Here is a 25456-nt window from a genome sequence, read left to right on the forward strand (position 1 = left end):
GCGGGCGCGTCGCCGCCCGCCCGGGGGGGCGGGCGTGGGGGGGGGGGGGGCCGGGGGCGCCCCCCCCCCGGCGGCCCGGGGGGGGGGCGGGGGGGCCCGCGGCCCCCCCCCCCCCGCCCGTCGGCCTGCTCGACGCCCCACCGTTTCCGTAGCACCCTGACGGGACCCGGCAGTCCCGGCGTCACCAGTGCAACGGAGAACACCCATGCGCACCCTCAGGCTCGGCCTGTTCGACAACGCCCAGACCAACGCGAGCGGCACCGCCACCTGGCGTCACCCCGACAGTCGCCGGCACCTGTTCGACACCCTCGGGTACTGGCGCGGGATCGCGCGGCTCTGCGAGGACGCCAAGCTCGACTTCCTCTTCCTGGCCGACGCCTGGGGCTGGTCGGAGATCGACGGGGTGCGCCCGCCGATCGCCACCGAGGAGGCCCTCGACCTGCCACGCCTGGACCCGTTCGTGATCGCCTCGGCGCTGCTGGCGAGCACCACCGACCTGGGCCTGGTGGTGACCGGTTCGGTGCTGGTGGAGCCGCCGTACGCGTTCGCCCGCCGGCTGGCCACCCTGGACCAGCTGTCCGGCGGCCGGATCGGCTGGAACATCGTCACCACCGGCACCGCCGACACCGCGGTCAAGGCCTTCGGCATGGACATGGTGGCGCACGACGACCGGTACCGGATGGCCGAGGACTTCCTCGACCTCGTCTACAAGTACTGGGAGGGCGCCTGGGAACCCGGCGCCCTGGAGAAGGACAAGGCCGGCCGCTTCGCCGACCCGGCCAAGGTGCACCCGGTCGAGCACGAGGGCCCGTACTTCCGCTCGCACGGCTACGGCAACACCGCCCGCTCCCCGCAGGGCACCCCGGTGCTGTTCCAGGCCGGCGCCTCCCCGGCCGGGCGGCGGGTCGGCGGGCGGCACGGGGAGTGCATGTTCGTCGGCAGCGGCACGGTCGAGCAGCTCGCCGGGCACACCGCGGCGATCCGCGAGGAGGCCGTACGGGCGGGCCGGCGCGCCGACGAGGTGAAAGTGATGTCGGCGTTCTCCTGTGTGCTCGGCGCCACCACCGCCGACGCCGAACGCCGCTGGCAGCGCGTCCTGGACGCCCAGCGCCCGGAGGTCGCCGTCGCCAGCTACGCCATGTTCACCGGCCTCGACCTGTCCTCGTACCCGCCGGACACCCCGATGTCCGAGCTGTCCACCGAGCTGTCGCGGACCCAGGTCGCCCGGTTCGCGGACCGGACCGTCGGCGAGGTGCTCGCCGACTGGCACACCCACGGCGTCGGCGCCCGCCCGGTGGTCGGCACCGCCGAGGAGATCGCCGACGAGATCTGCGCCCTGGCGGAGGGCGCCGACCTGGACGGCTTCCTGCTCTCGCCGACCGTGCAGCCCGCCTCCACCGCGGAGTTCGTCGAGTCGGTGCTGCCGGTCCTGCGCGCCCGCGGCGTCCTCCGCGGCGAGTACACCGAGGGGGAGTCGCTGCGCGAGCGGCTGACCGGCGCGTCCGACCGGGCGCTGCCGGCGAGCCACCCGGCCGCGCGGTACCGGCACTGATGGTTGACTATCCGTCAGGTGTCCTGCCCCGAGGGCCGGACCCCGTTCCCCGGGGGCCGGCCCCCGGTCGTCAGGAGGCGGGGACGGAGTCGGTGAAGGAGGTCCCGGCGGCGCGGTAGGCGGCGACGGCGCCGTTCACCTGGGCGGGGCTCAGCACCTGGTCCTTGACGTGCAGGACGTAGTCCACCTGCTCCTCGTAGGCGCGCTCCTCGGTGCCGGCGTGGCCGGCCAGGTCGGTGAGCCACTGGTTGAAGGCGATCACCATCGGTCGCTCCGGGAGGTACCGGGCGTCGTGGCGGGCGAACTCGACGCCGTCGACGTGGTAGACGATGCCGCCGGCGTCGATGGTCAGGACGAGGTCGTGCCAGCCGGCGAACGAACTCCGGGACGTGGTGTACACGTTGTCGGAGCGTTCGGGGCCGTACGTCTCCCACGAGGTGGCGAAGAAGATGTTCGACGGCTCGCCCCAGCCGCCGTTGGGCAGGTACTCGAAGTCGTACTCGGAGTAGTCGTCGGCCATCGGGGCCCTGAGGTCGTTGATCGCGAAGAAGCTCTGCACGAGGTGGTCGCCGTCCGGGCCGGTCACCGGGGCGTCGGCGAAGCGGACCCGGGCGGCGTACGTGCCGTACCGGAACTTCGTCGCCCGGCTGTGGAACTCGCTCTGCCGGGTGGACTCCGCCGTCCCGGCGGTGGTGGTCCGCAGGGTCATCACCGAGTTCCCGGCCTGCCGGGCGAAGGTGACGTTCTCGGTCGCCCAGCTCGCCCCGCCCACGCCCGGTCCGCCGCCGCCGGAGCGCGCGTTCCAGCCGTGGGCGGCGAGCGCCGGGTCGTCGTGGCCGGTGTAGTCGAGGTCGTCGAAGAGCACCTGGCCGGCCGGGACGCCGGGACCCCCGGGGGCGGTGCCCCAGACCTGGACGCCGGCGACGCTCGCGGTGACCCTGGCCCAGTCCGCGTACCCGGTCTGCTCGGCGCCGAAGGAGTAGTCGTCGCCCTGCTCCACCGGCTGCCAGTCGGAGCGGTGGAAGCGCAGCTGCAGGTCCCCGCTGTCCGCCCCGGGGGCCAGCGTCCCGGCGCCGGCGGTGAAGCCGATCTCCAGGTAGCGGTCGGCGGCCGCACCGGGGGTGGTGACGGTGCCGAAGGTGCCGGTGACGTTGGCGCAGCCCCGGACGGCCCAGTCGCAGGCGAAGCGGTAGCCGGCGGGCGGGGCGTCCGCCGTGAAGTAGTAGCGCAGCTTGACCTGGCTCAGCGCGACCGGCGCGGAGCCGGTGTTGACGACCTTGAGCCACGGCGAGGCCTGGGCGTTGCCGCTGCCGCCGTTGCGGTACCGCACGGTGAGCGGTTCGCCGGCGGCCGCGGCCGGCAGGGAGCCGAGGAGGCTCGCGCCGAGCCCGGCGGCGACGGCGGCGGCGAGCGCCGCGCGGACGCGGGGGCGCCGGCGGCTGCTTCGGGTGTCCATGGGGGGTTCCTCTCCTGACGTGGGGGTCGGCGCGCGGCTCCGGCGGAGGGGAGCCCGGTCCCACCTCGGCGGTGGGGGAGGAGGTGGCGGGCCGCGCGATCAGAAAGTGGCATAGACCAATGTGGCCGTCAACCCCGCCCCGGCGGATCGGCCGGAACCCGGCCGTGCGCCGCCGGGAGTGGCCGACGGCAGTGGCCGACGGCGGGGCTGCCACGGCGTCTCCCCGGAAGGACACCGCCGGATTGACACCGCCGTCAGGGGGCCACAGCGTGGCAGGTAGCACTTCTCCCGCCCTGGTCGGTCCCGGTTCCGCCGTGTCGACGACACCGACGCGGACGGGGACGGCACGGCGGGCCTCGTGATGCCCGCCGGACCCGAGAGGAACCGGTACGGACGATGTCGGACGGAAAGACGGCCAGGCGCATCGCGAAGTTCATCAAGCCGCTGCGGGTGAAGCCGGGTTCGCGGGTGGACCTCGTGGAGGACTTCGACCCCCGGTACAAGGCGGGCATGCGCAAGCGCGACGGCGTCGAGCTGCTGCGCACCGGCGTGTCGCTGCTCTCGGAGTACCAGGCGCGGCTGGCGGCCCAGGACACCTACGGGGTGCTGCTCTGCCTCCAGGCACTCGACGCCGGCGGGAAGGACGGAACGATCCGTCACGTCATGAGCGGGGTGAACCCGCAGGGCGTGCACGTGAGCAGCTTCAAGGTGCCCTCCACGGAGGAGCTCGACCACGACTTCCTGTGGCGGTACGCCCAGCGGCTCCCGGCGCGCGGGGACATCGGGATCTTCAACCGGTCGCACTACGAGGAGGTCCTCGTGGTGCGGGTCCACCCGGAGAACCTCGACCGGCAGAAGCTGCCGCAGGACGCGAAGGGCCCGGGCGTCTGGCACCGCCGCTACCGGGAGATCAACGACTGGGAGCGCTACCTCACCGACAACGGGTTCAAGGTGGTGAAGATCTTCCTGAACCTCTCCAAGGAGGAGCAGCGCCGCCGCTTCTTGGCGCGGATCGACCTGCCCGAGAAGAACTGGAAGTTCTCCGAGGCCGACCTCCGCGAGCGCGAGTACTGGGACGCCTACCAGGAGGCGTTCTCCGACATGCTGTCGGCCACCAGCACGCCGTGGGCCCCCTGGTACGTCGTGCCGGCCGACCGCAAGTGGTTCGCGCGCATCTGCGCGGCGGCGGTGCTCGCGCACACCCTGATCGGGATCGATCCGCAGTTCCCCACGCTCGACGAGCAGGCCCGGAAGGGACTGGGCGCGGCCAAGCGCCGGCTGGAGGCGGAGGCCCCCGGGGACGCCCGCGGGTGACCCGTACGCGCGGACCCCGACATCCACGGACCTTGCCGTTCCCGGACCCTGAGGAGTGAAGAATGGCGGATCAGGCTGGGCCGTCCGGCCCGCAGGAGGCCCCGGCCCCCTGGTACGCGCGGCCGCCCCGGGAGGTCGCGGCCTCGCTCGGGGTGGACCCGGCGGCCGGGCTCACCGCCGCCCGGGCGGCCGAACTGCTCGCCGCCGACGGGCCGAACGCGCTGCCCGAGGAGAAGACGAGGCCGGACTGGCTGCGCTTCCTCGACCAGTACCGCAGCTACATGCAGATCATCCTGCTGGCGGCGGCGGTGGTCTCGTTGGCGATCAAGGAGTGGAGCACCGGGGTCCTGCTGATCGTCCTGACGCTGTTCAACGCGGTGGTCGGCCTGCGCCAGGAGGGCAAGGCCGAGAGCGCGATGAACGCGCTGAGATCGATGATGAAGGCCACCGCGCGGGTGCGGCGGGACGGCACGGAGGCGGAGATCCCGGCCGAGCAGCTGGTCGTGGGCGACGTGGTGCTCGTCAGGGCGGGCGACGAGGTCCCGGCGGACGGACGGATCGTCGAGGCCAGCGCGCTGCAGATCGACGAGTCGGCGCTGACCGGCGAGAGCGTCCCCGCCGCCAAGGACGCCGGCACCCTGCCGGCCGAGCCGCTGGGTCCGGGCGACCAGACCAACATGGCGTTCATGAACACCCCGGTCACCCACGGCAGCGGGCTGCTCGTCATCACCGCGACGGGCGCCGGCACCGAACTGGGCAAGATCTCCGGGATGCTGTCGGCGACCGAGAAGGAGCAGTCGCCGCTCACCAGGCAACTCGACACGCTGACGCTGTGGATCGCGGCGGCGGCCGGTCTGACCATGGTCGTGATGTTCGTGCTCGGCCGCAGCCGCGACCAGGCGTGGGACGCCCTCTTCGTCAGCGCGGTCTCGCTGGCCATCGCGGCCATCCCGGAGGCGCTGCCGACGGTCAGCCAGGTCATCCTCTCCGTCGGCAGCCTCAACCTGGCCAAGCGCAACGCGATCGTGAAGGAGCTGCCGTCCGTCGAGACCCTCGGCTTCACCTCGGCCATCAACTCCGACAAGACCGGCACCCTGACGATGAACCAGATGACGGTCGTGGAGGTGCTCAGCCCCACCGACCGCTACACCGTCTCCGGCACCGGCTACCGCCTCGACGGGCGGATCCAGCACGCGGCGGGCTCCGCCCCGAGCATCGAGGAGGCCGTGCTGCCCTACCTGGTCGCCAACGACGCGAAACTGGTCGAGGGCGAGGTCGTCGGCGACCCGACCGAGGGCGCCCTGCTCGTCCTCTGCCACAAGGCCGGGCTGGACATCGAGGGCACCCGGGAGCGCTTCCCCCGGCTCGCCACGCTGCCGTTCGACCCGAGCTACAAGCTGATGGCCAGCTTCAACGAGGCGAAGGACGCGGACGGCCGGGCGGTGGTGCGGTGCTTCGTGAAGGGCGCGGCCCCCGCGGTCACGGCCCGCGCCTCCTCGGCCGTCTCGGACGGCGTGGTCGTCCCCTGGGACGCGGACCTCGGCGGACGCGCCCTGGCGCAGACCGAGCGGATGGGCGGCGAGGGGCTGCGGGTGATGGCCGGGGCCGTCCGCGACCTGGAACCGGCGGACTTCGACCCGGACGGCGACCTGCTGGCGTACGTCCGGGACCTGCGGATGACCAGCCTGGTGGCCATGGTCGACCCGCCGCGCGAGGAGTCCCGGGCCGCGGTCGCCAGCGCGCAGGCCGCCCACATCCGGGTCCGGATGGTGACCGGCGACGACGTCACCACCGGCGCGGCCATCGCCCGCAAGCTCGGCATCGAGGGGGAGGCCGTCCTCGGCGCCGACTTCGCCGCCCTGCCGGAGCGCGAGCGACTGGCCCGGATCGACGGCATCGGCGTCGTCGGCCGGGTCGCGCCCGAGCACAAGGTGCTGCTCGCCGCCACGCTCAAACAGAAGGGCGACGTGGTCGCGATGACCGGCGACGGCGTCAACGACGCGCCGGCGATCAAGGCCGCCGACATCGGCATCGCCATGGGCAGCGGCACCGACGCGGCGAAGAACGCGAGCCGCATGGTCCTCGCCGACGACAACTTCGCCACCATCGTCTACGCCGTGGCGGAGGGCCGGAAGCTCTACGACAACCTCACCAAGTACATCCGGTTCGTCCTGGTGCTGCTGGTGACGTTCGTGCTGACCTTCCTCGGCGCCACGATCCTGAACATCGCCGCGGGCGAGCCGTTCACCCCGGCGCAGGTCCTGTGGGTCCACTTCGTGGTCAACGCCCCGTTCGGCTTCGCCCTGGGCTTCGACCAGGAGAGCCCCGGCCTGATGCGGCGCACCCCGCGCCCGCGCGGCGAGACGGTGCTGACCAGGCCCGTGATGGTCACCGTCGGACTCGCCGGGCTGGCGATCACGGTGGCTCTGCTCGGACTGAGCAAGCTGGGCGAGGCGCGCTACCACAGCGCGCACGTCGGCAACTCGATCGCGTTCACCGCCTTCGCGCTCTGCCTGATCGTGGCGGCCTACGAGTGCCGCAGCGAACGCGCCACCGCGCTGACCGTCCGCACCTTCGACAGCAGGCAGATGAACCTGGCGGCCCTGGGCGAGTTCGTCCTGGCGGTGCTGGTCACCCAGATGGACGCCTTCCACCGCATCCTCGGGACCACCGACATCGACGCCCGGCAGTTCGGCTGGGCCCTGCTGGCCGCCGTCGCCCTCCTGCTGCTGTGGGAACTGGGCAAGTTCGCGGCCCGCGGAACGCCGGCCGCCCGTACCGCGGCGCCCGACCCCCGGCCGTGACGGCGTTCCGGAGCCCCTGAGGAGACGCATGGCTGCCGGTGCCCCCGACCGAGGCCCGCGCCGCGTCGTGCCGGCCCTGCCGGGACTCGCGGTGCTCCGCCGCTACCGGCGCGCCTGGCTGCGGGGCGACCTGGTGGCCGGTGCCACGGTGGTGGCCTACCTGGTGCCCCAGGTGATGGCGTACGGGAGTGTGGCGGGCCTGCCGCCGGTCACCGGGCTGTGGGCCATCCTGCCCGCGATCGTGCTGTACGCCCTCGTCGGCTCGTCCCGGCTGCTGTCGGTCGGGCCCGAGTCGACCACGGCGCTGATGACCGCCACCGTGGTCGGCCCGATGGCCGGCGGCGACACCGCCCGGTACGCCGTCCTGGCCGCGAGCCTGGCCGTCGTGGTCGGCCTGCTGTGCGTGGTGGCCTGGCTGGCCAGGCTCGGCTTCGTCGCCGACCTGCTCTCCCGGCCGGTGCTGATCGGCTACCTCGCGGGCGTGGCACTGACCATGATCGTGGACCAGCTGTCCAAGCTCACCGGGATCGACGTGCGCGGGGAGGGGTTCTTCCCGCAGCTGACGTCCTTCGCGTCGAACATCACCGAGGCCCACCTGCCGACGGTCGCCTTCAGCGCCGCCACCCTGCTCTTCCTGCTCCTGGTGGCCCGCCTCCTCCCGCGCCTGCCGGGACCGCTGCTGGCCGTCGTGCTCGGCACCGCGATCTCGGCGGCGTTCTCGCTGAAGGACCACGGCCTCGCGGTGATCGGCGAGATCCCGGCCGGGCTGCCCCGCCCGGCGCTGCCGGACCTGAGCGAGCTGAACCGGCTGCTGCTGCCCGCGCTGGGCATCCTGCTGGTCGGCTACACCGACTTCATCCTCACCGCGCGGGCCTTCGAGAAGCCCGGGCAGGAGCGGCGGCTGGACGCCAACCAGGAACTGCTGGGCCTCGGCACGGTCAACCTCGGCGCCGGGTTCTTCCAGGGCTTCCCGGTGAGCAGCAGCGCCAGCCGCACCGCCCTGGCCGAGTCGGCCGGAGGCCGCAGCCAGCTGTACGCGCTCACCGCCGGCGTCGGCGTGGTCGCGGTGCTGCTGTTCCTCAGCCCGCTGCTGCACGACACGCCGGACGCCGTCCTGGGGGCCCTGGTCGTGTTCGCCGCACTGCGGATGATCGACCTCGCCGGGTTCCGCAGGCTGGCCTCGTTCCGGCGCCGGGAACTGCTGCTGGCGCTCGGGTGCATGGTCGGCGTGCTGACCCTGGACATCCTCTACGGCGTCCTGGTCGCGGTCGGGCTGTCGGTGACCGAGCTGCTCAGCCGGGTCGCGAGACCGCACGACGCGGTGCTCGGCCTGGTGCCGGGCGTGGCCGGGATGCACGACGTCGACGACTACCCCGAGGCCCGGACCGTCCCCGGCCTGCTCGTCTACCGCTACGACTCCCCGCTGTTCTTCGCCAACGCGGAGGACCTCCACCGGCGGGCGCTCGCCGCCCTGGCCGAACAGCCGGAGCCGGTACGGTGGTTCGTCCTCAACACCGAGGCGAACGTCGAGGTGGACATCACCGCGCTGGACGCGCTGGACGCCCTGCGGCTGGAACTCGCCGAGCGCGGAATCGTCTTCGCCCTCGCCCGGGTCAAGCGGGACCTGCGCGACGAACTCGACGCGTACGGCCTGAGCGAGTCCGTCGGCGCCGACCGGATCTTCCCCACCCTGCCCACCGCGGTGGCCGCCTACCGCGCCTGGGCGGGCGACGGCGGATGAGGGCGGGATTCCGGGAGCGGTGAACCGGACGGGCGCGCCGTCCGTGTTCGAGGGAGAGAGCCGCGTCGTACCGCCCCTCCCTCGCCGCCGCCACGGCGGGCGGGGGCGGTCCGGGCTCACCGCCTCGCGCGTTCCCGTCTCCCCCCTCGGGGGCGCGCGAGGCGATACCCCCACCACGAACTCCCTGGGAGAGAAGCACAGATGAAGCACGTACGCCGGGCTGCAGCGGTCACCGGAGGCGCGGTCGCCGCGCTCGCCCTGGCCGGGACCGGGACCGCCTTCGCCTGGAAGCCCAGCGACGCCTCGCTGGAGATCGGCTGCCGGGCGGACGCCGGCCACGTCGAGCTCGTCCTCGGCAACCACTACAAGGCCGCCGGCGACTACACCCTGAGCCTGGTCGGCGGCACCGAGCAGTACCACGGGCGGATCGAGGCGAACGCCACCGTCAAGGTGACCGTCGGCTACTCGGGCAAGGGCGACACCTGGCGCTACACCCTGGCGGACACCCACGTGGACAAGAAGGTCGCGGACGTCCCGCTCTGCCCCTCCGCCACCCCGACCCCGAGCACCACGCCCTCCGTCCCGGCCACCCCGGCCCCGACCACTCCGGCGCCGACGCCGACCAAGTCGGTCCCCGCCTCGCCGAGCGCCACGCCTCCGGCGACCACCCCGGCCGCGCCCGCCGCCACGCCGAGCGCCACGCCCGGTGCCGGGACGAGCAGCGCGCCGGCCCTGGCCCAGACCGGTGGCGGGGACAACACCCCGCTCGCCGTGGCCGGCGGCGCCGTCCTGGCCGCCGGTGCGGGCCTGGTCTTCGCCGCGCGCAGGATCGGTGCCAGGAAGCGTGCCTGACGCATCGTCATGAAGTGGCCCGGGGCGCCGGGCCGGGTACCCACCCGGTCCGGCGCCCCGCGGTTCAGGGCCCGTACTCGGATTGGGGAGCGAGATGTTCGTCGACGGATCCTGGCGGATCACGGTGGCCGGCAAGGACGCCGACTTCGACCAGCGGGCGGTGGTGGTCGCCCCGTACGGCACCCTGGTGCTGCCCGGCAGGGTGGGGGAGTCGCTCGTGGTCGACGCCGACACCTGGGAACTGCGGCTGGAGCACCTCTGGCCGGGCGGCGGATGGCGGCCGGACGTCCAGGTGGTGCCCGGCCCGGTGACCGTCACCGGCGGCCTGCGCAGCCGGGAGGTCCGCGCCCGGGACTGCCACTGGCCGGGCGTCCCGGCCGACGACCTGCCGCGCAACCTGGTGCTGCGCCTCGACGCGCTCGGTGCCGAGGCACCGGCCCCGCGGCGGGAGCGGGCCGGGGCGATCGGCCCGGCCTCGACGCCGCTGGTCAGGACCAGCTCGGATCCCGGGTCCGACGGCCGGTGGGCGGCGCCGCGGCGGGAGACGCCGGCCGAGCGGACGGTTCCGTACGAGCCGGGGAGGGCCACCACCGGCTGGTGACGGCGGAGTCGACGACGGGGGCGGCCACGCGTGCGGCCGCCCCCGTGCCCGTCAGCTGTCGATCCTGAACGACTCGCCGTAGACCTTCCACGCCAGCGGGGGCTTGAGGTCGAGGTTGCCCGCCTTGAGGAAGACCAGCTGCTCGGTGTCCACCCGGTCGGTCTCCTCGTGGGCGGCCTCGGTCTTCATGGCGGCCCGGCGGGCGTCGAGGAACGCGGCCAGATAGGCCTTCTCGTCGCCGCCCTGGGCAGGGGTCCTGGCCTTCTTCATGGCGGCGGCCCGGATGCCGCCGAAGCTGACCGGCTCGTTGCCGGGGCCGTGCATGACGATGGCGTCGTAGTAGATCAGCTGCCCGAGGGCGTGCAGCCCGTCGGTCTGGGCCTGCATCACGGACGGGTTGAAGTAGACCCGGTCCCGCTCGTCCGTCTGGGCCTGCTGGAACACCGGGTCCTGGGCCGCCTTCTTCCACTCCCCGACGAAGTCCGGGTCGAGGCCGGCGTGCGAGGAGGAGTTGTTCACCTTGCGCAGCGCCGGGAGGTACTTGCCGAGCGGGTTCCCGGGCTTGAGCTTCTCGTAGTGCTCGACGAGGTCGAGCATGTCGCCGGTGCCCGAGCAGAAGCCGATGATGCCGGCCGTGTAACCGCGGCCGTCCTTGATGTCCTCGATGTAGGCGAACTGGGCCTTCCAGTCCAGCGAGGAGTTCTCCGCGCTGGAGACGATCTGCTGGGCGATGTCCTTCAGGTGGGGGTCGTCGAGGCCGTTCCCGGTGTCGGACTTGGCGGAGGCGGAGGAGCTGGACCCGGGCGCGGGCGGCTGGGTGGTGCGGTGCGGACGGGCGTTGGCGACCGTGGCGGTGACGGCGGTGATCAGCACCGCGGCCATGGCGATGTGCAGGGCCCGGGGCCGGGTCGGACGGGCGTGTGCGGGTGGCATGCGTTCTCCGGTTTCGGTGGGCTGGGCGGGGCCGGTGTCCGGCGGATTCCGGCCCGGGCTAAGCGGGATCGGGCGCCGTGAGATCGGGCGCCGCGGGGGCGGGCGGCTCCGGGAGGAGCGCGCCCGGGGTGAGGCGGAAGCGTTCGGGGCGGGGGACCGTCCGGCGGTCGGCCGGCGCCACCTTGTCCCGGCGCTCCAGCCAGGTGCGCAGCCTGTCCCGTGCGCTGCGGTCACGTTCGGCGTCCGGGCCGGCCGCCGGGCCGGCGGCCTCGCGCAGCAGCACCCGGGCCGGGCGGGCCACGCCGTCCCCGGGGGCGACGTCGACCACCACGAAGCCGGTCCCCGGCGGGAAGGAGACCTGGGGCACCTCCCGGTCGTCGCCGAAGGCGGCGGTCCGCCGGCCGGTGGTGGACCAGACGACGAACTCGACCGGGGCGCCCAACTCGGCCGAGGGCGAGGCCAGGCCGGCGACCGGCCCCGGCTCGAGGAGCGCCAGGCCGACCGGGAACGCCTCCAGCGCCTCCGGCGCCAGGTCGGCACCCAGCAGCACCGCGCCGTGGTGGCTCGGCAGTCGGCGCAGGCCCGACCCCAGGCAGGCGAGGTACGGGCGCAGCGGGCCGGCGGCGCCGCCGCGGGCCTCGGCGAGCAGGGCGGCCCGGTCGGCGGGGACGCCGGAGTCCTCGTGGTGCAGCAGCACGGCCACCAGGTCGGACTTGAAGTCGTCCTGACCGGTCGACCGCAGGCCCGGCAGCCGGGTGACGGCCGGCTCCACCCGCCCGGCGCAGCGGTGGTAGTGCTCGCCGAGCAGCAGCCGGAGGGCGTCCCGGTCCTCCGCGGCGCTGACCGGGGGCAGCGGCAGGACGTCCGCGGGGGTGAAGTACCGGGCGGCGACGGCGGGGGAGACGGGCTCGGAGGCGGGCGTGGGCTCCGCCTCGGGTTCGGATGCGGGCTCGGGCTCGGGTTCCGGGTTGGCGGGGGCGACCGGAGGCGAGGGCGCCGGCGGCGGGACGGGCTCCGCCGCCCGCGGCTCAGGCCGCTCGGCGGCCGTCGCCGTGGTCGGCACGCTCCGCGTCGCCGCCTCGACGGTGAACTCCCGTCCCGGGGAGTCCGGTTGGGGGGTCCCGTCGGTGGCGGGGCGGCGGGTGGGCGGCTCGGTGCCGAGTCCGGCGGACACCGGCCCGCCGGGGGCCGTGGCGGTGGACTCCCCGCCGGTGGAGGCGGGTTCGGGTGTTCCGCCGGTGGTGGGCCGGCGGGCCTCGCCCGCACCGCCGGCCGGCATGCCACCGCTGGTGGCCAGGCCCACGGGCGCGGTCGGCAGCCCGACCGGCGGTTCGGCGGGGAGGGCCGCCTCGGTGGCGGGCCCGGGGTCGGTGCCCGTCGTGGTGCCCGTCCCGGTGGCCGCCGGGGCGGTGAACCCGGGCGCCGCACCGGCCTGCGTCGGCTGCGGTACCGGCTGGGGCGCCGGCTGCGGCGTCGGCGGCGCCTGCACCGGCTGGGGCATGGGCGCGGACAGGGCGAACCGCTCGGCCGTCGGCACCGGGACGGCCCCCGCCCAGGAACCGTCCAGCGCGTAGGGCGCGTGGGCCGCGCCGCCGGCGCCGAGCGGTCCGGCCGGGTCCCCGGTGGCGGGCCGGGTCGGCGGGTTGAGCCACACCAGGCCGTGCATCCGGGCGAAGAACCGGGCGCTGCTCGCCGACGCGGCGTCGAGCAGTCCGTGCAGCAGCAGCCCGTACCCCCGGGCGCCGGGGGCCGGCAGTTCGTCGAGGATGGCCCCGAGTTCCTCCCAGACGTGGTGCGGGATCAGCCTGGCCTGCTCGCCGACGATGATCGTCGGGCGGGCCGGGTCCGGGCGCAGGTAGCGCGGCGCCCAGGCGTAGGGCGGCTCCGGACGCAGCCACAGCCCGGCCGGTACGGCCTCCAGGCACCAGAACGGGAACGCCCGGAACAGCCCGGGCCCGACCGTCTCCCAGCCGGCGGCGCCCTTGCGCCACGCGGAGCTGACGGCCTCGTGCCGGCCGGAGGAGCTGAGGCGCAGCAGGTACGGCTCCCAGGAGGCGGCGCCCCGGTGGTCGAGCACGGCGGTGGTGTAGCCGCTGCCGCCCGCGACCGGCAGGCCGACCGCGGTGTGGACCGGGCGCCCCAGCCGCTCGGCGAGGCTGCCGGACAGCAGGGCGGCCGCGCCCGGGTCGGCCCACGGCGCGCTGACCATGAGCTGCTCGGAGCCGACCGGCAGGGACAGCGCGGCCTCGGTGAACTCCTGCGGGTCCAGCACGGGCGCCGCGGGCGTGCCGACCAGCAGGGGGGTCGTCCCGGGGGGTGTCGCGAGCTGCTGCAGGAAGGGCATCGGGCCCTCGGGCCGGGCCGTGACGTGGTTGAGCCAGAAGCCGGTGGCCAGTCGGTGGACCGACACCGAGGCGGGCAGGGTGCCCGTCCCGGCGGGGGTGACGGCCCGTCCGGCGCCCGCCGCGGCCAGCGGGCCGTGGTCGGACGGCGGGCCGGGCGCGGGGAGCGCGGGCCCGGGGTCGACCAGGGCGGTGGCGGCGACGGTCTCGCGCAGCCGGCGGGCCCGGCCTCCCGGCGGGCAGCTCCACCAGGTGGCGGGCTCGGCGGAGCCGTCCGGGGCGGTCACCTTGAGGGTGCCGTCGGGCTGGACGGCGACCATCCCGTCCGGGGCGACGACCGTGATGCCCGCCTTGTCGGCCACCACCTCGGCGGGGCGGCGGCCGCCGGGGCCGACGGCGGCCAGCCCGGAGGCGGCCAGGATCAGGCTGGACGCGCCGCGGGCCCGGGCGATCATCCCGAGCTCGGCCATCTGCTCGCGCAGGACGGGCGCCGCGTCCGTCGCCGCCGCCACCACGACCAGCGCGTTCGGGACCGGCCGCAGGGCGCCGATGGCCGCCGACAGCTCGTCGTCGCTCACCTCGGGCGGGGCGATGACGAAGTGCGGGCCGAGCACGCGCAGGATCGAGCGGCCGGCGCCACGGCGGGCGGGGGCGGCGGCGGGCGCGGTGGCGCGGCGGCCGAACCAGCGCCGCGGGGCCGGTGCGTCCCCGTCCGCCGCGGCGCCCTCGGCGCTCCCGGCCGCGCTCATCGCGGCCTCCGGACGGCTCCGGCGGATGTCCGGCGAGGCTCCCCCTCGGCCATTGGCGTCTGCCTCCCTGGTCGGTCGTCAGGGCCCGCACGGGCGGACCTCGCCCAGCTACACGGGATTGCCGGGCACCCGGTTCACCGGGCACCCGGCAATCCCCGCCGAGGTGGGCTCAGGCGCCCGCCGCCTCCTCCGGCTCGGGGACCCGGGCGGTCTGCAGCTGGACGGTGCGCCGCCGGCTGATGTGCAGTGCCCGGCCGGGCGGCAGCTCGCGGGGCTTGACGCTGCCGAACAGCACGCCCTCGCTGGGCGGGCAGGACAGCAGCACCGCCGGGGTGTTGACGTCCAGCAGCCGGCGCAACAGCGGGTCGCCCATGGCGCGGCCGGCGCCGTTGGCGCTGCGCGCCACGATCAGGTGCAGGCCGAGTTCGGTGCCCTGGGCGAGGTGGTCGAGCAGCGGCGCGAAGGGGTGGCCGGTGATCGGGGCGGTGATCAGGTCGTAGTCGTCGACCACGATGAACAGCTCGGGTCCGGTCCACCAGTCGCGCAGCTTCAGCCGGGCGGGGGTGATGTCCTCGCCGGGCACCCGGCCCTCCATGGCCCGGGCCGCGCCCTGGACGACCTGCTTGAGGACGTCCACCGCGACGGCGTGGCCGAGCCGGTACTCCTCGGGGACGAAGTCGAACAGGCCGCGCCGGAAGTCGATCAGCATGATCCGGGCCTCGGCCGGGGTGTAGGCGGAGGTGATGCCGTCGACCAGCAGGCGCAGCAGGTTGGTCTTCCCGGACTCGCTGTCGCCGATCACCACGAGGTGCGGGGTCTCCTCGAAGTCGTGCCACAGTGGCGCGATCTGGCGGTCCTCCAGGCCGAGCGGCACCTTCAGCCGGCCTTCGGCGGCGGGCAGCTCGGCGGCCTCCAGCAGCAGCGGCAGCATCCGGACCTGCGGGGCGCGCGGGCCGCTCCAGTGCTCGTTGACGGCCTCCACCAGGTCGGCCACGGCGTCGGCGAGGTCGCCGGTGTCGCCGACGCCGTCCATCCGGGGCAGCGCGGTGAGGAAGTGCAGCTCCTCGTCGGTGAGGCCGCGGCCCGGGATCCGGGGGACGGTGGCGGCCGCCCGCATGTTGATCATGGAGTCCACGTTGTCGCCCAGCCGCAGCTCGAACTTGGTGCCGAGCTGGTCGCGCAGCGCGCTGGTCACCTCGGCCCAGCGGGTCGCGGTGACGACCAGGTGGACGCCGTAGTTGAGGCCGCGTCCGGCGACCAGGCCGAGGATCTGCACCAGCTCGCCGAACTCCTGGCGCACGGTGTTCCAGCCGTCCACGACCAGGAAGACGTCGCCGTGCGGGTCGTCGGCCAGTTCGGGGTCCCCGGCCGCCCGGCGGCGGCGGAAGGTGGCGGCCGAGTCGATGCCCAGCCGGGCGAAGCTCTGCTCCCGGCGGGCGATGATGCCGTTGATCTCGGCGATGGTGCGCCCGACCCGCTCCGGGTCGTGCCGGCCGGTCACCCCGCCCACGTGCGGCAGGTCGCGCAGCGCCGACAGACCGCCGCCGCCGAAGTCCAGGCAGTAGAACTGCACCTCGCGCGGGGAGTGGGTGAGCGCCAGGCCGGTGAGCAGGGTGCGCAGCAGGGTGCTCTTGCCGCTCTGCGGGCCGCCGGCGATGCCGACGTGCCCGCCGGCCCCGGACAGGTCGGCGGTGAGCAGGTCGCGCAGCTGCTGGAAGGGGCGGTCGACGACGCCGACCGGCACCGACAGCCCGCCGCGCAGCTGCCACCCGTCCGTGGTCAGCCCGTGCTCGGGGTGCGGGGACAGCGGCGGCAGCAGCTCGTCCAGGGTCGGCGGGACGTCCAGCGGCGGCAGCCAGACCCGGTAGGCCGGCGGGCCCGCGTCGGTGAGGCGCTCGGCGGCGAGGTCCAGCAGGGTACGGGCGGCCGACTCCGACTCGGTCTCCTCCGCGGGCTCCGGCTCCTCCACCACCGGCTGGTGGCGGGGCGCCACGTACTCGGTGCCGAACGGGACGATCTGCCCGGCCACCGCCGCCTGCCGCTCGGTGCTGGGCTTCTGCTGGCGGTACGGCCCGGAGACGTAGGCGGCCTTGAACCGGCTGAGGGTGGCGATGTCGCTGCGCAGGATGCCGTTGCCGGGCTGCGAGGGCAGGTGGAAGGCGTCCGGGACGCCGAGCACGCCGCGGCTCTCCATCGCGGAGAAGGTGCGCAGGCCGATCCGGTACGACAGATGGGACTCCAGGGCGTGCATCCGGCCCTCGTCCAGGCGCTGCGAGGCCAGCAGCAGGTGCACGCCGAGGGAGCGGCCGAGACGGCCGATCATGATGAACAGGTCCATGAAGTCCCGGTGGGCGGCGAGCAGTTCGGAGAACTCGTCGACCACCACGAACAGCGTGGGCAGCGGGTCCAGCTTGACGCCGGAGGACCGGGCCGCCTCGTAGTCCACCAGCGAGGTGTAGTTGCCCGCGGAGCGCAGCAGCTCCTGGCGGCGCATCATCTCGCCGTGCAGGGCGTCGCGCATCCGGTCCACCAGGGCGGCCTCGTCGGCCAGGTTGGTGATCACCGCCGAGGTGTGCGGGAGGCGGTCCAGGCCCAGGAAGGTCGCGCCGCCCTTGAAGTCGACCAGCACGAAGTTGAGCGTCTCCGAGGAGTGGGTCAGCGCCAGGGCCAGCACCAGGGTGCGCAGCAGCTCGGACTTGCCGGAGCCGGTGGCGCCGATCAGCAGGCCGTGCGGGCCCATGCCGCCCTGCGCGGACTCCTTGATGTCCAGGTCCACCGGGGTGCCGTCGGAGCCCAGGCCGAGCGGAACCCGCAGGCGCTGCTCGCGGGGCCGCTCGGCCCACGCCCGGCCGACGTCGTGCCGGTGCAGGTCCTTGATCCCCAGCAGCGAGGTCAGGTCGAAGTCGGTGGCCAGCGGCTCGGCGCCGTCGGAGGAGTCGCCGAGCCGGTGCGGCGCGAGGACGGTGGCGTAGCGCCGGGCGGCCGCCGCGGCGAGCGCGTCGGGGCGGCCGAGCACGGTGACGCTGTCCCTGCGGTCGCGGTCCGTGCCGACCATCTCCAGCACGCCGTCCGCGGTGATCCGCAGCCGCAGCCGGTGCTTGCCGTGCTTCCACTCCAGCGCGTCGTCCACGTCCAGCACGGTGGCGTTGCGGTAGCCGGCGAGCGCGGCCCGGCCGGAGGCGGGCAGCCGCACCCCGTCGACCACGATCACGGTGTACGGCTCCTCGCGGCCGGGCTGGGCGTCCGGCTCCCACGGGCCGCGCGCGGCGAACTCGGTGCCGAGCAGCTGCTCCAGCTCCACCATCGACGAGGCCACCAGCCGCACGGGGCCGGCCCCGTCGGTCTCGTTCGGGTGCACGGCGTGCGGCAGCCACTTCAGCCAGTCCCAGTCGGCGCGCCGCTCCGCCGAAGCCACCACGGCGATCCGCAGTTCGTCGGGGGCGTGGAAGAACGCCAGCTGGGCCACCATCGCCCGGGCCAGCGCCCGCGCGGCCCCGGTGGCGTCCACGGCCCCGGCCTCGCCCTCGGCCTCCTCGCCCGCGTCGACCCGCAGCAGCACGTGGGCGTACCCGCGCACGTGCACCGCGATCGGCTGCTCGGGCAGCGTGCCGTAGGCGTGGATGAACCGCCGCAGCGCGTGCGCGCTCAGCGGCTCCAGGTCCTCGACCGGCTTGGTGGCCAGCGGGGCGAGCCGTACGGCCAGCCGCTGCGCGCCCACCGCGATCCGCACGTCGCCGAAGTCGGGGTGGGCGGCCCGGCGCTCCCACAGCCGCGAGGTGCGCACCATCGAGGCCAGCGCGGCGGGCTCCGGGTGCCGCCAGGCCAGCGCCCGCTGCTGCTTGACGGTGTGCCGCCGGACCTGCCGGCGGATCTGCGACAGGTAGCGCAGGTAGTCCCGGCGCTCGCCGCGCAGCTGGCGCTTGCGGTCGCTCTCGCCCCGGATCATCTGGGTGACCAGCATGCCGACGGCGGACAGGGCCATCATGCCGATCGCCACGTACGTCAGCGGGCCGCCCGCGGAGTTCGGGTTGAGGAAGATGAACACCATCGACAGCGAACTCAGCGCCATCGGCGCCATGGTGAGCATGGTGGACAGCCCGCTCTGCGACTCGGGCAGACCGGGCGGCTCCTGCAACTGGATGTCGCCGTCCGGCATCTCCGGCCCGGAGCGCCTGGGCGGACGCTCAACCACGACCTGACTCAACGGGCCTCTCCTCACACGTGCGCGGACCTCGTCCGCCCCCTGACACGGAGCGCGGCGCCGGAAGGTTCACCGAATCCGTGCCGATCCCGGTGAACCGCGGGCCCCGGTGATTCCGTGCAGCCGGGCGACGAGGGCGTGATCCGCAGGCCCTGACCCGCACACCGGAGGAGGGAACGCATGAGCGGCGGTGCCGTGGCCGGCCTGTGCAGACTGAGGTTCCGTGCGCCCGAGTCGGCGTTCGAGCTGGTCGTGCCGTCCGACGTGGTCCTGGCGGACCTCGTGCCGGCCGTGCTCGCGCACGCCGGCGCCGAGACCGAGGAGGCCGGCGCCGAGCACTCCGGGTGGGTCCTGCAGCGGGTCGGCGAGGAGCCGCTCGACGAGGAGCTGACGCTGGACGCGCTCGGACTGCGCGACGGCCAGGAGCTCTTCCTGCGCCCGCGCACCGCCGAACTCCCGCCCGTCCACTTCGACGACCTGGTCGACGGGGTGCGCAGCGGCATGCTGGAGCGCCGCGACTCCTGGCGCCCGGCGCTCACCCACCACCTCGCGGTGGCCGCCGCCCTGGTCGCCCTGGCCGGCGGCCTGGCCCTGCTGTTCCTGCCCGGCCCCGCCGAACTGCGCTGCGCGGCGGCCGCGGTGGTCGCCGTGCTGCTCCTGGTCGGGGCCGGCGGCGCCACCCGGACGGTCGGCGACGGCGCCGCCGGTACCGCCCTGGGCGCCGCCGCGATCGGCTACGCCGTCGCCGCCGCCGCCCTGGTGCCCGGCCTCGACGGCGCCGACCGGCTGCTGTCCGGCGGGGCCGCCGCCACCGGCGCCACCGTGCTCGCCCTCGCCGTGGCCGGCGCCTCGGCGCCGTTCTTCCTCTCCGTCCTGTTCGCCGCCCTGGTCACCCTGGCGGCGGGCGTGCTCGCCCTGCGGGAGGTGCCGCCGGGGCACTCCGCGGCGATCCTGGCCTGCGTCGCGGTGCTCTCCGGGGCGTTCGCCCCCGGCCTCGCCTTCAAGATCGCGGGGCTCCGGGTGCCCGCGCTGCCGCGCAACGCCGAGGAGCTCCAGGAGGACATCGAGCCGTTCCCGGCCGCCGAGGTCCTCGCCCGCGGCGACGTCGCGGACGGCTACCTGACCGGCTTCCTCGCCAGCATCGGCCTGGTCTGCGCCGCCTGCCTGACCCTGCTGTCGGACGCCGACGGCTGGGGCCCGGCCGCCACCGCCGCCGACCTCTCCGTGCTGCTCCTGCTGCACGCCCGGGAGATCGGCAGCCTCTGGCAGCGCCTCGCCGTGCTGCTGCCCGGCCTGTACGGGCTGGTGCTGCTGGCCGGCGGGCTCGGCCTGCGGGGCGGCTGGCAGGACCGGCTCACCCTGGTCGCGGTGCTGCTCGGCGTCGCCGCGGTGCTGCTGGTCGTCGCCTGGACGGTGCCCGGGCGCCGGCTGCTGCCCTACTGGGGGCGCGCCGCCGACCTGCTGCACTCCCTGGCGGCCTTCGCCCTGCTGCCGCTGGCCCTGCAGACGCTGGGCTTCTACCACCTGATGCGGGGCCTGGCCGGCTGACCCCCGGCCCGCGCACCGCCCCACGCCCCGCCCGTCCGCACCACCGACCCCGGGAGAGCTCCCATGCAGTCCAGACGCGACCAGGTGCAGGCCCACCTGTTCGTGATGAGCCGGGTCGCCTCCGGGATGCTGCGCGCCGAGCCGGACGCCCCCGACACCCCCGTCGCCCGGACCACCCGCGGCGCCGCGGTCGGGCTCGCCATCGGCCTGCTGATCGGGGTCGGCGCCGGCGTCTACGGCCTCGTCAAACCCGGCGGGGCGACCGGCTGGAAGAAGCCCGGCACCCTGGTGGTGGTCGAGGAGAGCGGCGCCCGCTACCTGTACGCCGGCGGGCAGCTGCGCCCGGTGCTCAACCAGGCCAGCGCCCGGCTGCTCGCCGGGGAGCAGTTCCGCTCGGTGACGGTCAGCTCGGCCTCGCTCGACGGCGTCGCGCGCGGGGCGGTGGTCGGCCTCGTCGGCGCCCCCGACGGCCTGCCGGCCGACCGGGACCTGGGCCAGGGCGCCGACTGGTCGGCCTGCGCGGTCCAGGCCGGCGGACCGATCGGCGGACCGACCGGGGGACAGACCGGAGGCCAGGCCGCGCCGGGTGCGCGGGCCGTGCCGCAGCTGTCCCTGGCGATCGGCCTGCGCCAGGGCGGCCGGCCGCTCACCGACGAGCAGGCCGTGCTGCTGGCCGGACCGGACGGCGTTCCCCAACTCGTCTGGCGCGGGCGGCGGTTGCGCGTGGACACCGGCAACGGCGGGCTGCGCGCCCTCGGGTACGGCGGTGCCACGCCGTACCCGGTGACCGCCGGCTTCCTGGACACCCTCCCGGTCGGCCCCGACCTCAGGGCCCCCGAACTGCCCGGGCGCGGCACGGCCGGCCCCGCGCTGGCCGGCCGGCCCACCCGGATCGGCCAGCTGTTCACCGGCCCCGGCGGTGAGCGTTACCTGCTCGCCGGGGAGGGGCTCGTCCCGCTCGCGGAGACGCTGTTCCAGCTCGTCCAGGGCGATCCGCGGATCCAGCAGGAGGCGTACGGCGGGGCACCCGTCACCCCCGGGCCGGTCGGCCCGGCCGACCTCGCGGCGCACCTCGCCCCCGCCCCCGCCGCCGCCCCCTGGGCTGGCAGCGAACTGCCGCCCCGGCCACCGCAGTTGGCGGCGATGGGGCAGGGGCAGGTGCCCTGCGCCGAACTGCGGCCGGGCGCAGGGCCGGCCGCGGTGGCGGTCGGCCTGCTGGACGCCGCCGCCGTCGCCGGACAGCCCCCGGCCGCCCAGCCCGGGGTCGCCCCGGCCTGCAACGGGGCCGACCGGATCGTGGTCCGGCCGGGCGGCGGCTCGCTGGCGCGGGCCGTCACCGGGGCGGGCACCGGATCGACCCTCTACCTGGTCACGGACACCGGGGTGAAGTACCCGCTGCCCTCGCCCGCGACCGCCAGGCTCCTGGGCTACACCAAGGCCGCCCCGGCGGCCGTCCCTACCAGGCTGCTCGGCCTGCTGCCCACCGGGCCGAGCCTCGACCCGGCCGCCCTTACCGGCGGCGGCGTGGTCGACAACCCCGCCGCGAACCCCGTGAACACGAACCCCTGCGGGGGTTGAACCCCGGGGCACCGCGCGTCCGTTCAGTGTGCCGGGCCGCGGACCCCGACCCACCCGGAGGCACCGGCGACCGGCCGGCGCCCGCCCCAGAGAAGGGAACTCGCATGGCCGGCAACAGCATGCTCAATGACCCGGTGGTCGTCCAGCAGGTGCTGACCACCGTGGAGTCGCAGGACGCCCACATGCAGGAGACCCAGCGTCAGATCAACGCCATCGTCGACGAGATCAAGACGCACTTCGACGCTGCGGCCAGCAGGGTCTTCTGCGACAAGATGCAGGACTGGCAGGTCAGGTACGACCAGGTGCGCCAGAAGTACCTCACCTTCCACGGCCTGCTCAGCAGCGGTTCGGGCCTGATCCAGCAGGAGGGCCAGGCCTCCGTCCAGATCGTCTCGGGCCTCGGCGCGGGCGAGGACGTCCTCAAGGGCCTGAGCTGACACCGGCGCAGGACTGACACCGGCGCAGGACCGACACCGGTCCGGAGCCGACACCAGTGCGGCTGACGCCGGCCGGCGGGCGAGACCGCCGGCACACCCGCCGGTCCGGGTCAGGACCGGGACCACCAAGCCGATCGAAGGAGACCAGCGATGTCAGACGGCAGGATCGAACTCCACCACCAGCAGATCGACGAGGCCGCGGCGATGCTGCGCCAGCAGGGCGCCCTCATGCACGAGATGATGGAGCAGACCCGCACCTTCCTCACCCAGGGCCTCGGCCACGAGCTCCACGGCGAGTACGCCGACCAGGGCAAGGGCTACGCCGACATCCTGTCGTCCGCGGACACGGCCATGACCGACGACATTGCCAAGGCCGCCGCCGCCCTGGACGAGGTGCACGGCCTGATCCGCGACGGTGACCGCACCGCCGGCTCCAAGTTTCAGCTCCACTAGGCGCGGTGAGTCGCGGTGACCGAGGACGAGAAGGCCGAAGCGGAATGGAAGAAGCAGGAGGAGGAGAAGCGCAAGCAGAAGGAGAAGGAGCGTAGGGAGAAGCAGCAGCAGAAGGAGAAGGACGACGCCAACAGCTTCAAGGTCACCGAGAACTACCTGCTCGACTTCGCCCACACCAAGCTGGCCAAGATGCTGGAGGACCTGAAGACCCACCCCACGCGGGTGGCGCTCAAGGAGTTCGTCCTCGGCATCGGCGGCGGCAAGTTCTCCGGCGACTACGCGAAGCTCCTGCCCGGCGGCGGCCCCGCGGTGCTGCCGAGCACCAAGGCGCTCCAGGAAGCCTTCACCAAGTACTGCTCCGCCCTGGAAACCCAGTTCAAGACGCTGGAGGACCAGGTCCAGGCCATGATCGACGACCTGGAGTCGGCCCAGACCGCCCTCAAGCACGGTGGGGACGACGCCCTCGCGGCCGCCGAGATGATCTACCTGGTCAGTGACGTCCTCGGTGGCGGCGGCGTCCGCTAGCCCGCGACCGGGTGCTCCGCACCGACCCCACGCCCGACGGCGCCCCCGCCGTCACCCGTGACCGCGGGGCGGGCCGAAACCCCGCCTCCGGCCCGCCCCGCGCACACCCGAGCCCCTGGAGCTGTGACACCGATGGCCACCACCAACTGGGAATCCGTCCTGCTGGTGTTCGCGTCCTCCGACCGGACGCAGTTCACCCAGCGCAGTGCCGTCAGCGGTGACGACAAGGTCCAGTGGATCGCCGGCCACAAGTACGAGACCCTCAACTACTTCAAGCAGACCGGGGGCAACGAGGGCTACGACTGCTGGTGGTCGTACAACTACACGGACAGCTCCGGCCACCCCTGGAGCCACGTGATCGGCTGCAACCTCAACTGGAAGCAGTTCACGGACGAGACCACCGAGCTGGGCAAGTGGATCCGGCAGGGCTACGACGTGCTCATGCCGCTCGCCCACTCGCCGTACGAGAACGACGTGATGAGCCCCTGGAGCTTCGACACCGCCGTGTCGACGCTGACCGGCGCCCGGCAACTGCTGCAGACCTGGGCACCGACCGTCCGGGGCTGGGCCGGCGACATCAACGCGCCGGGGGCGGACTGGCAGGGCACCGCGGCGGGCGTGTTCAAGACCATGCTCAGCCAGTTCGGCGACAAGGTCGAGGGGCTCGCCAAGGCCCTGGCCGACAAGCACGTCGACACCCTGCTCAAGACCGGCCGGGACGCGACCCAGCAGGCGATCGGCACCATGTGGAACGGCCAGGAGACCTACCGCAACAGCCGCAACGCCTGGCCGGTCAACCCGCTCCTCGACGCCCTGCTCGAGGGGATGTCCACGGCGAAGGTCACCGTCTCCGAGGGCCTCATCACCACCAGCGACGGCAGCGCGGTGGCCGGCACCGACGTCTCCTTCTCGGTCATGACGGCCTGGGGTGACCCGCACGGCGACGACTTCTGGAAGAAGGCGGAGAAGCGGGCCAAGGAGGTCTGGCTCAAGAACGTCGCCGACATCCTCGACAAGGCCGCCGCCGACGCCGTCAGGATCCTCGACGCCGCCTACGTCCCCGCGATCCAGGGCCTGGGCGACGGCATCCACGTGAAGACGCCCAAGGCGCCCTACCGTGCCCCGCAGGACGACCCGCTGGGCGGCAACAGCGACCCGTACACCGAGCTCAGCAAGAACCTGAGCGACATGAACAAGAACATGAACGACTCGCTGACCGACATGAACAAGGGGATCAGCGACAACTTCAAGGGGATGAGCGACAACTTCAAGAACCTCACCAGCGGCCCGAGCGGCCTCGGCCCCGGCGTCGGCCCCGGCTCGGGCCCCGGCCCGGTGACGGGAGGGCCGGGCGGCATCGGCGGCGGCAGCTCGGGCCTTCCCGGGGGCGGCAGCTCCGGCCTCCCCGGGATCGGCGGTGGCGGTTCGGGCTTCCCCAGCGGCGGCGGCTCCGGCGTCCCGGTGCTGGACCAGAACGGCAAGCAGGTCTTCGACAGCCACGGCAACCCGGTCACCGTGCCGCCCGGCAGCCACATCGACCCGACCACCCACCAGGTGATCGGCCCGGACGGCAAGCCGGTGCTCGGCCCCGACGGCAAGCCCATCACCGTCCCCGACGGGGCGACCGTCGGCACCGGCCCGGGCGACCACATGAAGGTGCCGCCCGGCTCGCACGTCGACGACAAGGGCCGGGTGATCGGCCCGGACGGCCAGCCGGTGCTGGACCGCAACGGCAACCCGATCGTCGTCGAGCCCGGCTCCCGGATCGACGCCGACGGCACCCTGCTCGACCCGGACGGCCGGCCGGTCTCCGAGGTCACCCAGCTGCTGGCCGACCAGCGGCACGCCTTCGAGAACGGCTTCGGCGGTGGTGGCGGTGACGGACTGCTCGGCGGCGGCGGGTTCGGCTCCGGCAGCTACTCCTACCACCCCGGCAGCACGTCCTTCGGCGGCTCCGGCGACTCCGACGGCCTCGGCGGCTACTCCGGCACCGGGCTGATGCCCGGCGGCCGCAGCGGCCTCAGCGCGAAGGCCCTCGCCAACGGCGGCGACCCGAACACCGCCCAGGCCAGGGCGGCGGCGGAGGCGGCCGAGGCCGCCGAGAAGGCCGCCGCGGCCAGGGCCGCCGCCGAGGCCGAGAAGAACGCGCTGACCGGCAAGGGCATGTCCACCAGCGGCGGCATGCCGCCGATGATGCCGCCCGGCGCGGGCGCCGGCGCCGCGCCCAACCAGAAGGACAAGGACCGCCAGCGCACCACCTGGCTGGCGGAAGACGAGGAGGTGTGGGGCACCGAGAGCACCGCGGTCGCCGGCGTCATCGGCCGCTGACCCGCCCCCGCACCACCCGCCCTCACCGCCCCCGCCCCACAC

At 74.6% G+C, this 25456-nt stretch carries 15 protein-coding genes and 1 pseudogene; 12 read left to right on the forward strand and 4 right to left on the reverse strand.

Translation table 11 applies throughout. The features are described from left to right. Positions 1–205: 205 nt before the first annotated feature. Positions 206–1552, forward strand: coding sequence for an NtaA/DmoA family FMN-dependent monooxygenase (locus ACGF0D_RS15820; protein ID WP_392916441.1), 1347 nt, complete (start codon positions 206–208; stop codon positions 1550–1552). 70 nt (positions 1553–1622) lie between these two features. Here ACGF0D_RS15820 and ACGF0D_RS15825 read toward each other — a convergent pair whose 3' ends face one another. Then, entirely contained in the window at positions 1623–3008 is a 1386-nt protein-coding gene (locus tag ACGF0D_RS15825; protein ID WP_392916444.1) for a cellulose binding domain-containing protein, read from the reverse strand. A 396-nt stretch (positions 3009–3404) separates the two neighbouring features. Between ACGF0D_RS15825 and ACGF0D_RS15830 the strand changes: the two are divergent. From ACGF0D_RS15830 to ACGF0D_RS15850, 5 genes and pseudogenes are all read left to right on the forward strand, one after another. Further along, positions 3405–4374: pseudogene (locus ACGF0D_RS15830) on the forward strand (polyphosphate kinase 2 family protein). Between the two features lie 10 nt (positions 4375–4384). After that, a complete protein-coding gene (locus ACGF0D_RS15835) occupies positions 4385–7126 on the forward strand; it encodes a cation-translocating P-type ATPase (protein ID WP_392916446.1) in 2742 nt (913 codons plus the stop codon). A 28-nt stretch (positions 7127–7154) separates the two neighbouring features. Beyond that, on the forward strand, positions 7155–8867 hold the full coding sequence (locus ACGF0D_RS15840) for a SulP family inorganic anion transporter (protein WP_392870688.1): 1713 nt from the start codon (positions 7155–7157) through the stop codon (positions 8865–8867). Between the two features lie 201 nt (positions 8868–9068). Next, positions 9069–9719, forward strand: coding sequence for an LPXTG cell wall anchor domain-containing protein (locus tag ACGF0D_RS15845; protein ID WP_392870691.1), 651 nt, complete (start codon positions 9069–9071; stop codon positions 9717–9719). Between the two features lie 94 nt (positions 9720–9813). After that, complete coding sequence (locus ACGF0D_RS15850; RefSeq protein WP_392870693.1) at positions 9814–10320, forward strand: hypothetical protein; 507 nt, start codon at positions 9814–9816, stop codon at positions 10318–10320. A gap of 51 nt (positions 10321–10371) precedes the next feature. On the opposite strand, the gene ACGF0D_RS15855 is transcribed toward ACGF0D_RS15850, so the two are convergent. From ACGF0D_RS15855 to eccCa, 3 genes are all read right to left on the reverse strand, one after another. Beyond that, positions 10372–11253 (reverse strand): chitosanase, encoded by an 882-nt coding sequence (locus ACGF0D_RS15855; protein WP_392916449.1) that lies wholly within the window; start codon positions 11251–11253, stop codon positions 10372–10374. Positions 11254–11311: 58 nt separating this feature from the next. Beyond that, a complete protein-coding gene (locus ACGF0D_RS15860) occupies positions 11312–14344 on the reverse strand; it encodes a hypothetical protein (protein ID WP_392916452.1) in 3033 nt (1010 codons plus the stop codon). A 169-nt stretch (positions 14345–14513) separates the two neighbouring features. After that, a complete protein-coding gene (gene eccCa / locus ACGF0D_RS15865; RefSeq protein WP_392871645.1) occupies positions 14514–18500 on the reverse strand; it encodes a type VII secretion protein EccCa in 3987 nt (1328 codons plus the stop codon). Positions 18501–18725: 225 nt separating this feature from the next. On the opposite strand from eccCa, the gene eccD reads away from it, so the two are divergent. The 6 genes from eccD to ACGF0D_RS15895 all read left to right on the forward strand — a co-directional run bounded on the left by eccD (position 18726) and on the right by ACGF0D_RS15895 (position 25414). Then, positions 18726–20093 (forward strand): type VII secretion integral membrane protein EccD, encoded by a 1368-nt coding sequence (gene eccD, locus ACGF0D_RS15870; RefSeq protein WP_392916454.1) that lies wholly within the window; start codon positions 18726–18728, stop codon positions 20091–20093. A 63-nt stretch (positions 20094–20156) separates the two neighbouring features. Then, positions 20157–21671 (forward strand): type VII secretion protein EccB, encoded by a 1515-nt coding sequence (gene eccB, locus ACGF0D_RS15875; RefSeq protein WP_392916457.1) that lies wholly within the window; start codon positions 20157–20159, stop codon positions 21669–21671. Positions 21672–21775: 104 nt separating this feature from the next. Beyond that, complete coding sequence (locus tag ACGF0D_RS15880) at positions 21776–22108, forward strand: hypothetical protein (protein WP_392870705.1); 333 nt, start codon at positions 21776–21778, stop codon at positions 22106–22108. A gap of 150 nt (positions 22109–22258) precedes the next feature. After that, positions 22259–22561: a hypothetical protein gene (locus tag ACGF0D_RS15885; RefSeq protein ID WP_392870707.1), complete on the forward strand. Its 303-nt coding sequence runs from the start codon at positions 22259–22261 to the stop codon at positions 22559–22561. Between the two features lie 15 nt (positions 22562–22576). Continuing rightward, complete coding sequence (locus ACGF0D_RS15890) at positions 22577–23086, forward strand: hypothetical protein (protein ID WP_392870709.1); 510 nt, start codon at positions 22577–22579, stop codon at positions 23084–23086. 132 nt (positions 23087–23218) lie between these two features. Further along, positions 23219–25414 (forward strand): hypothetical protein, encoded by a 2196-nt coding sequence (locus ACGF0D_RS15895; protein ID WP_392916460.1) that lies wholly within the window; start codon positions 23219–23221, stop codon positions 25412–25414. Positions 25415–25456 lie beyond the last annotated feature (42 nt).

Source organism: Kitasatospora sp. NPDC048298, assembly GCF_043201465.1.
Classification (GTDB): Bacteria; Actinomycetota; Actinomycetes; order Streptomycetales; family Streptomycetaceae; genus Kitasatospora.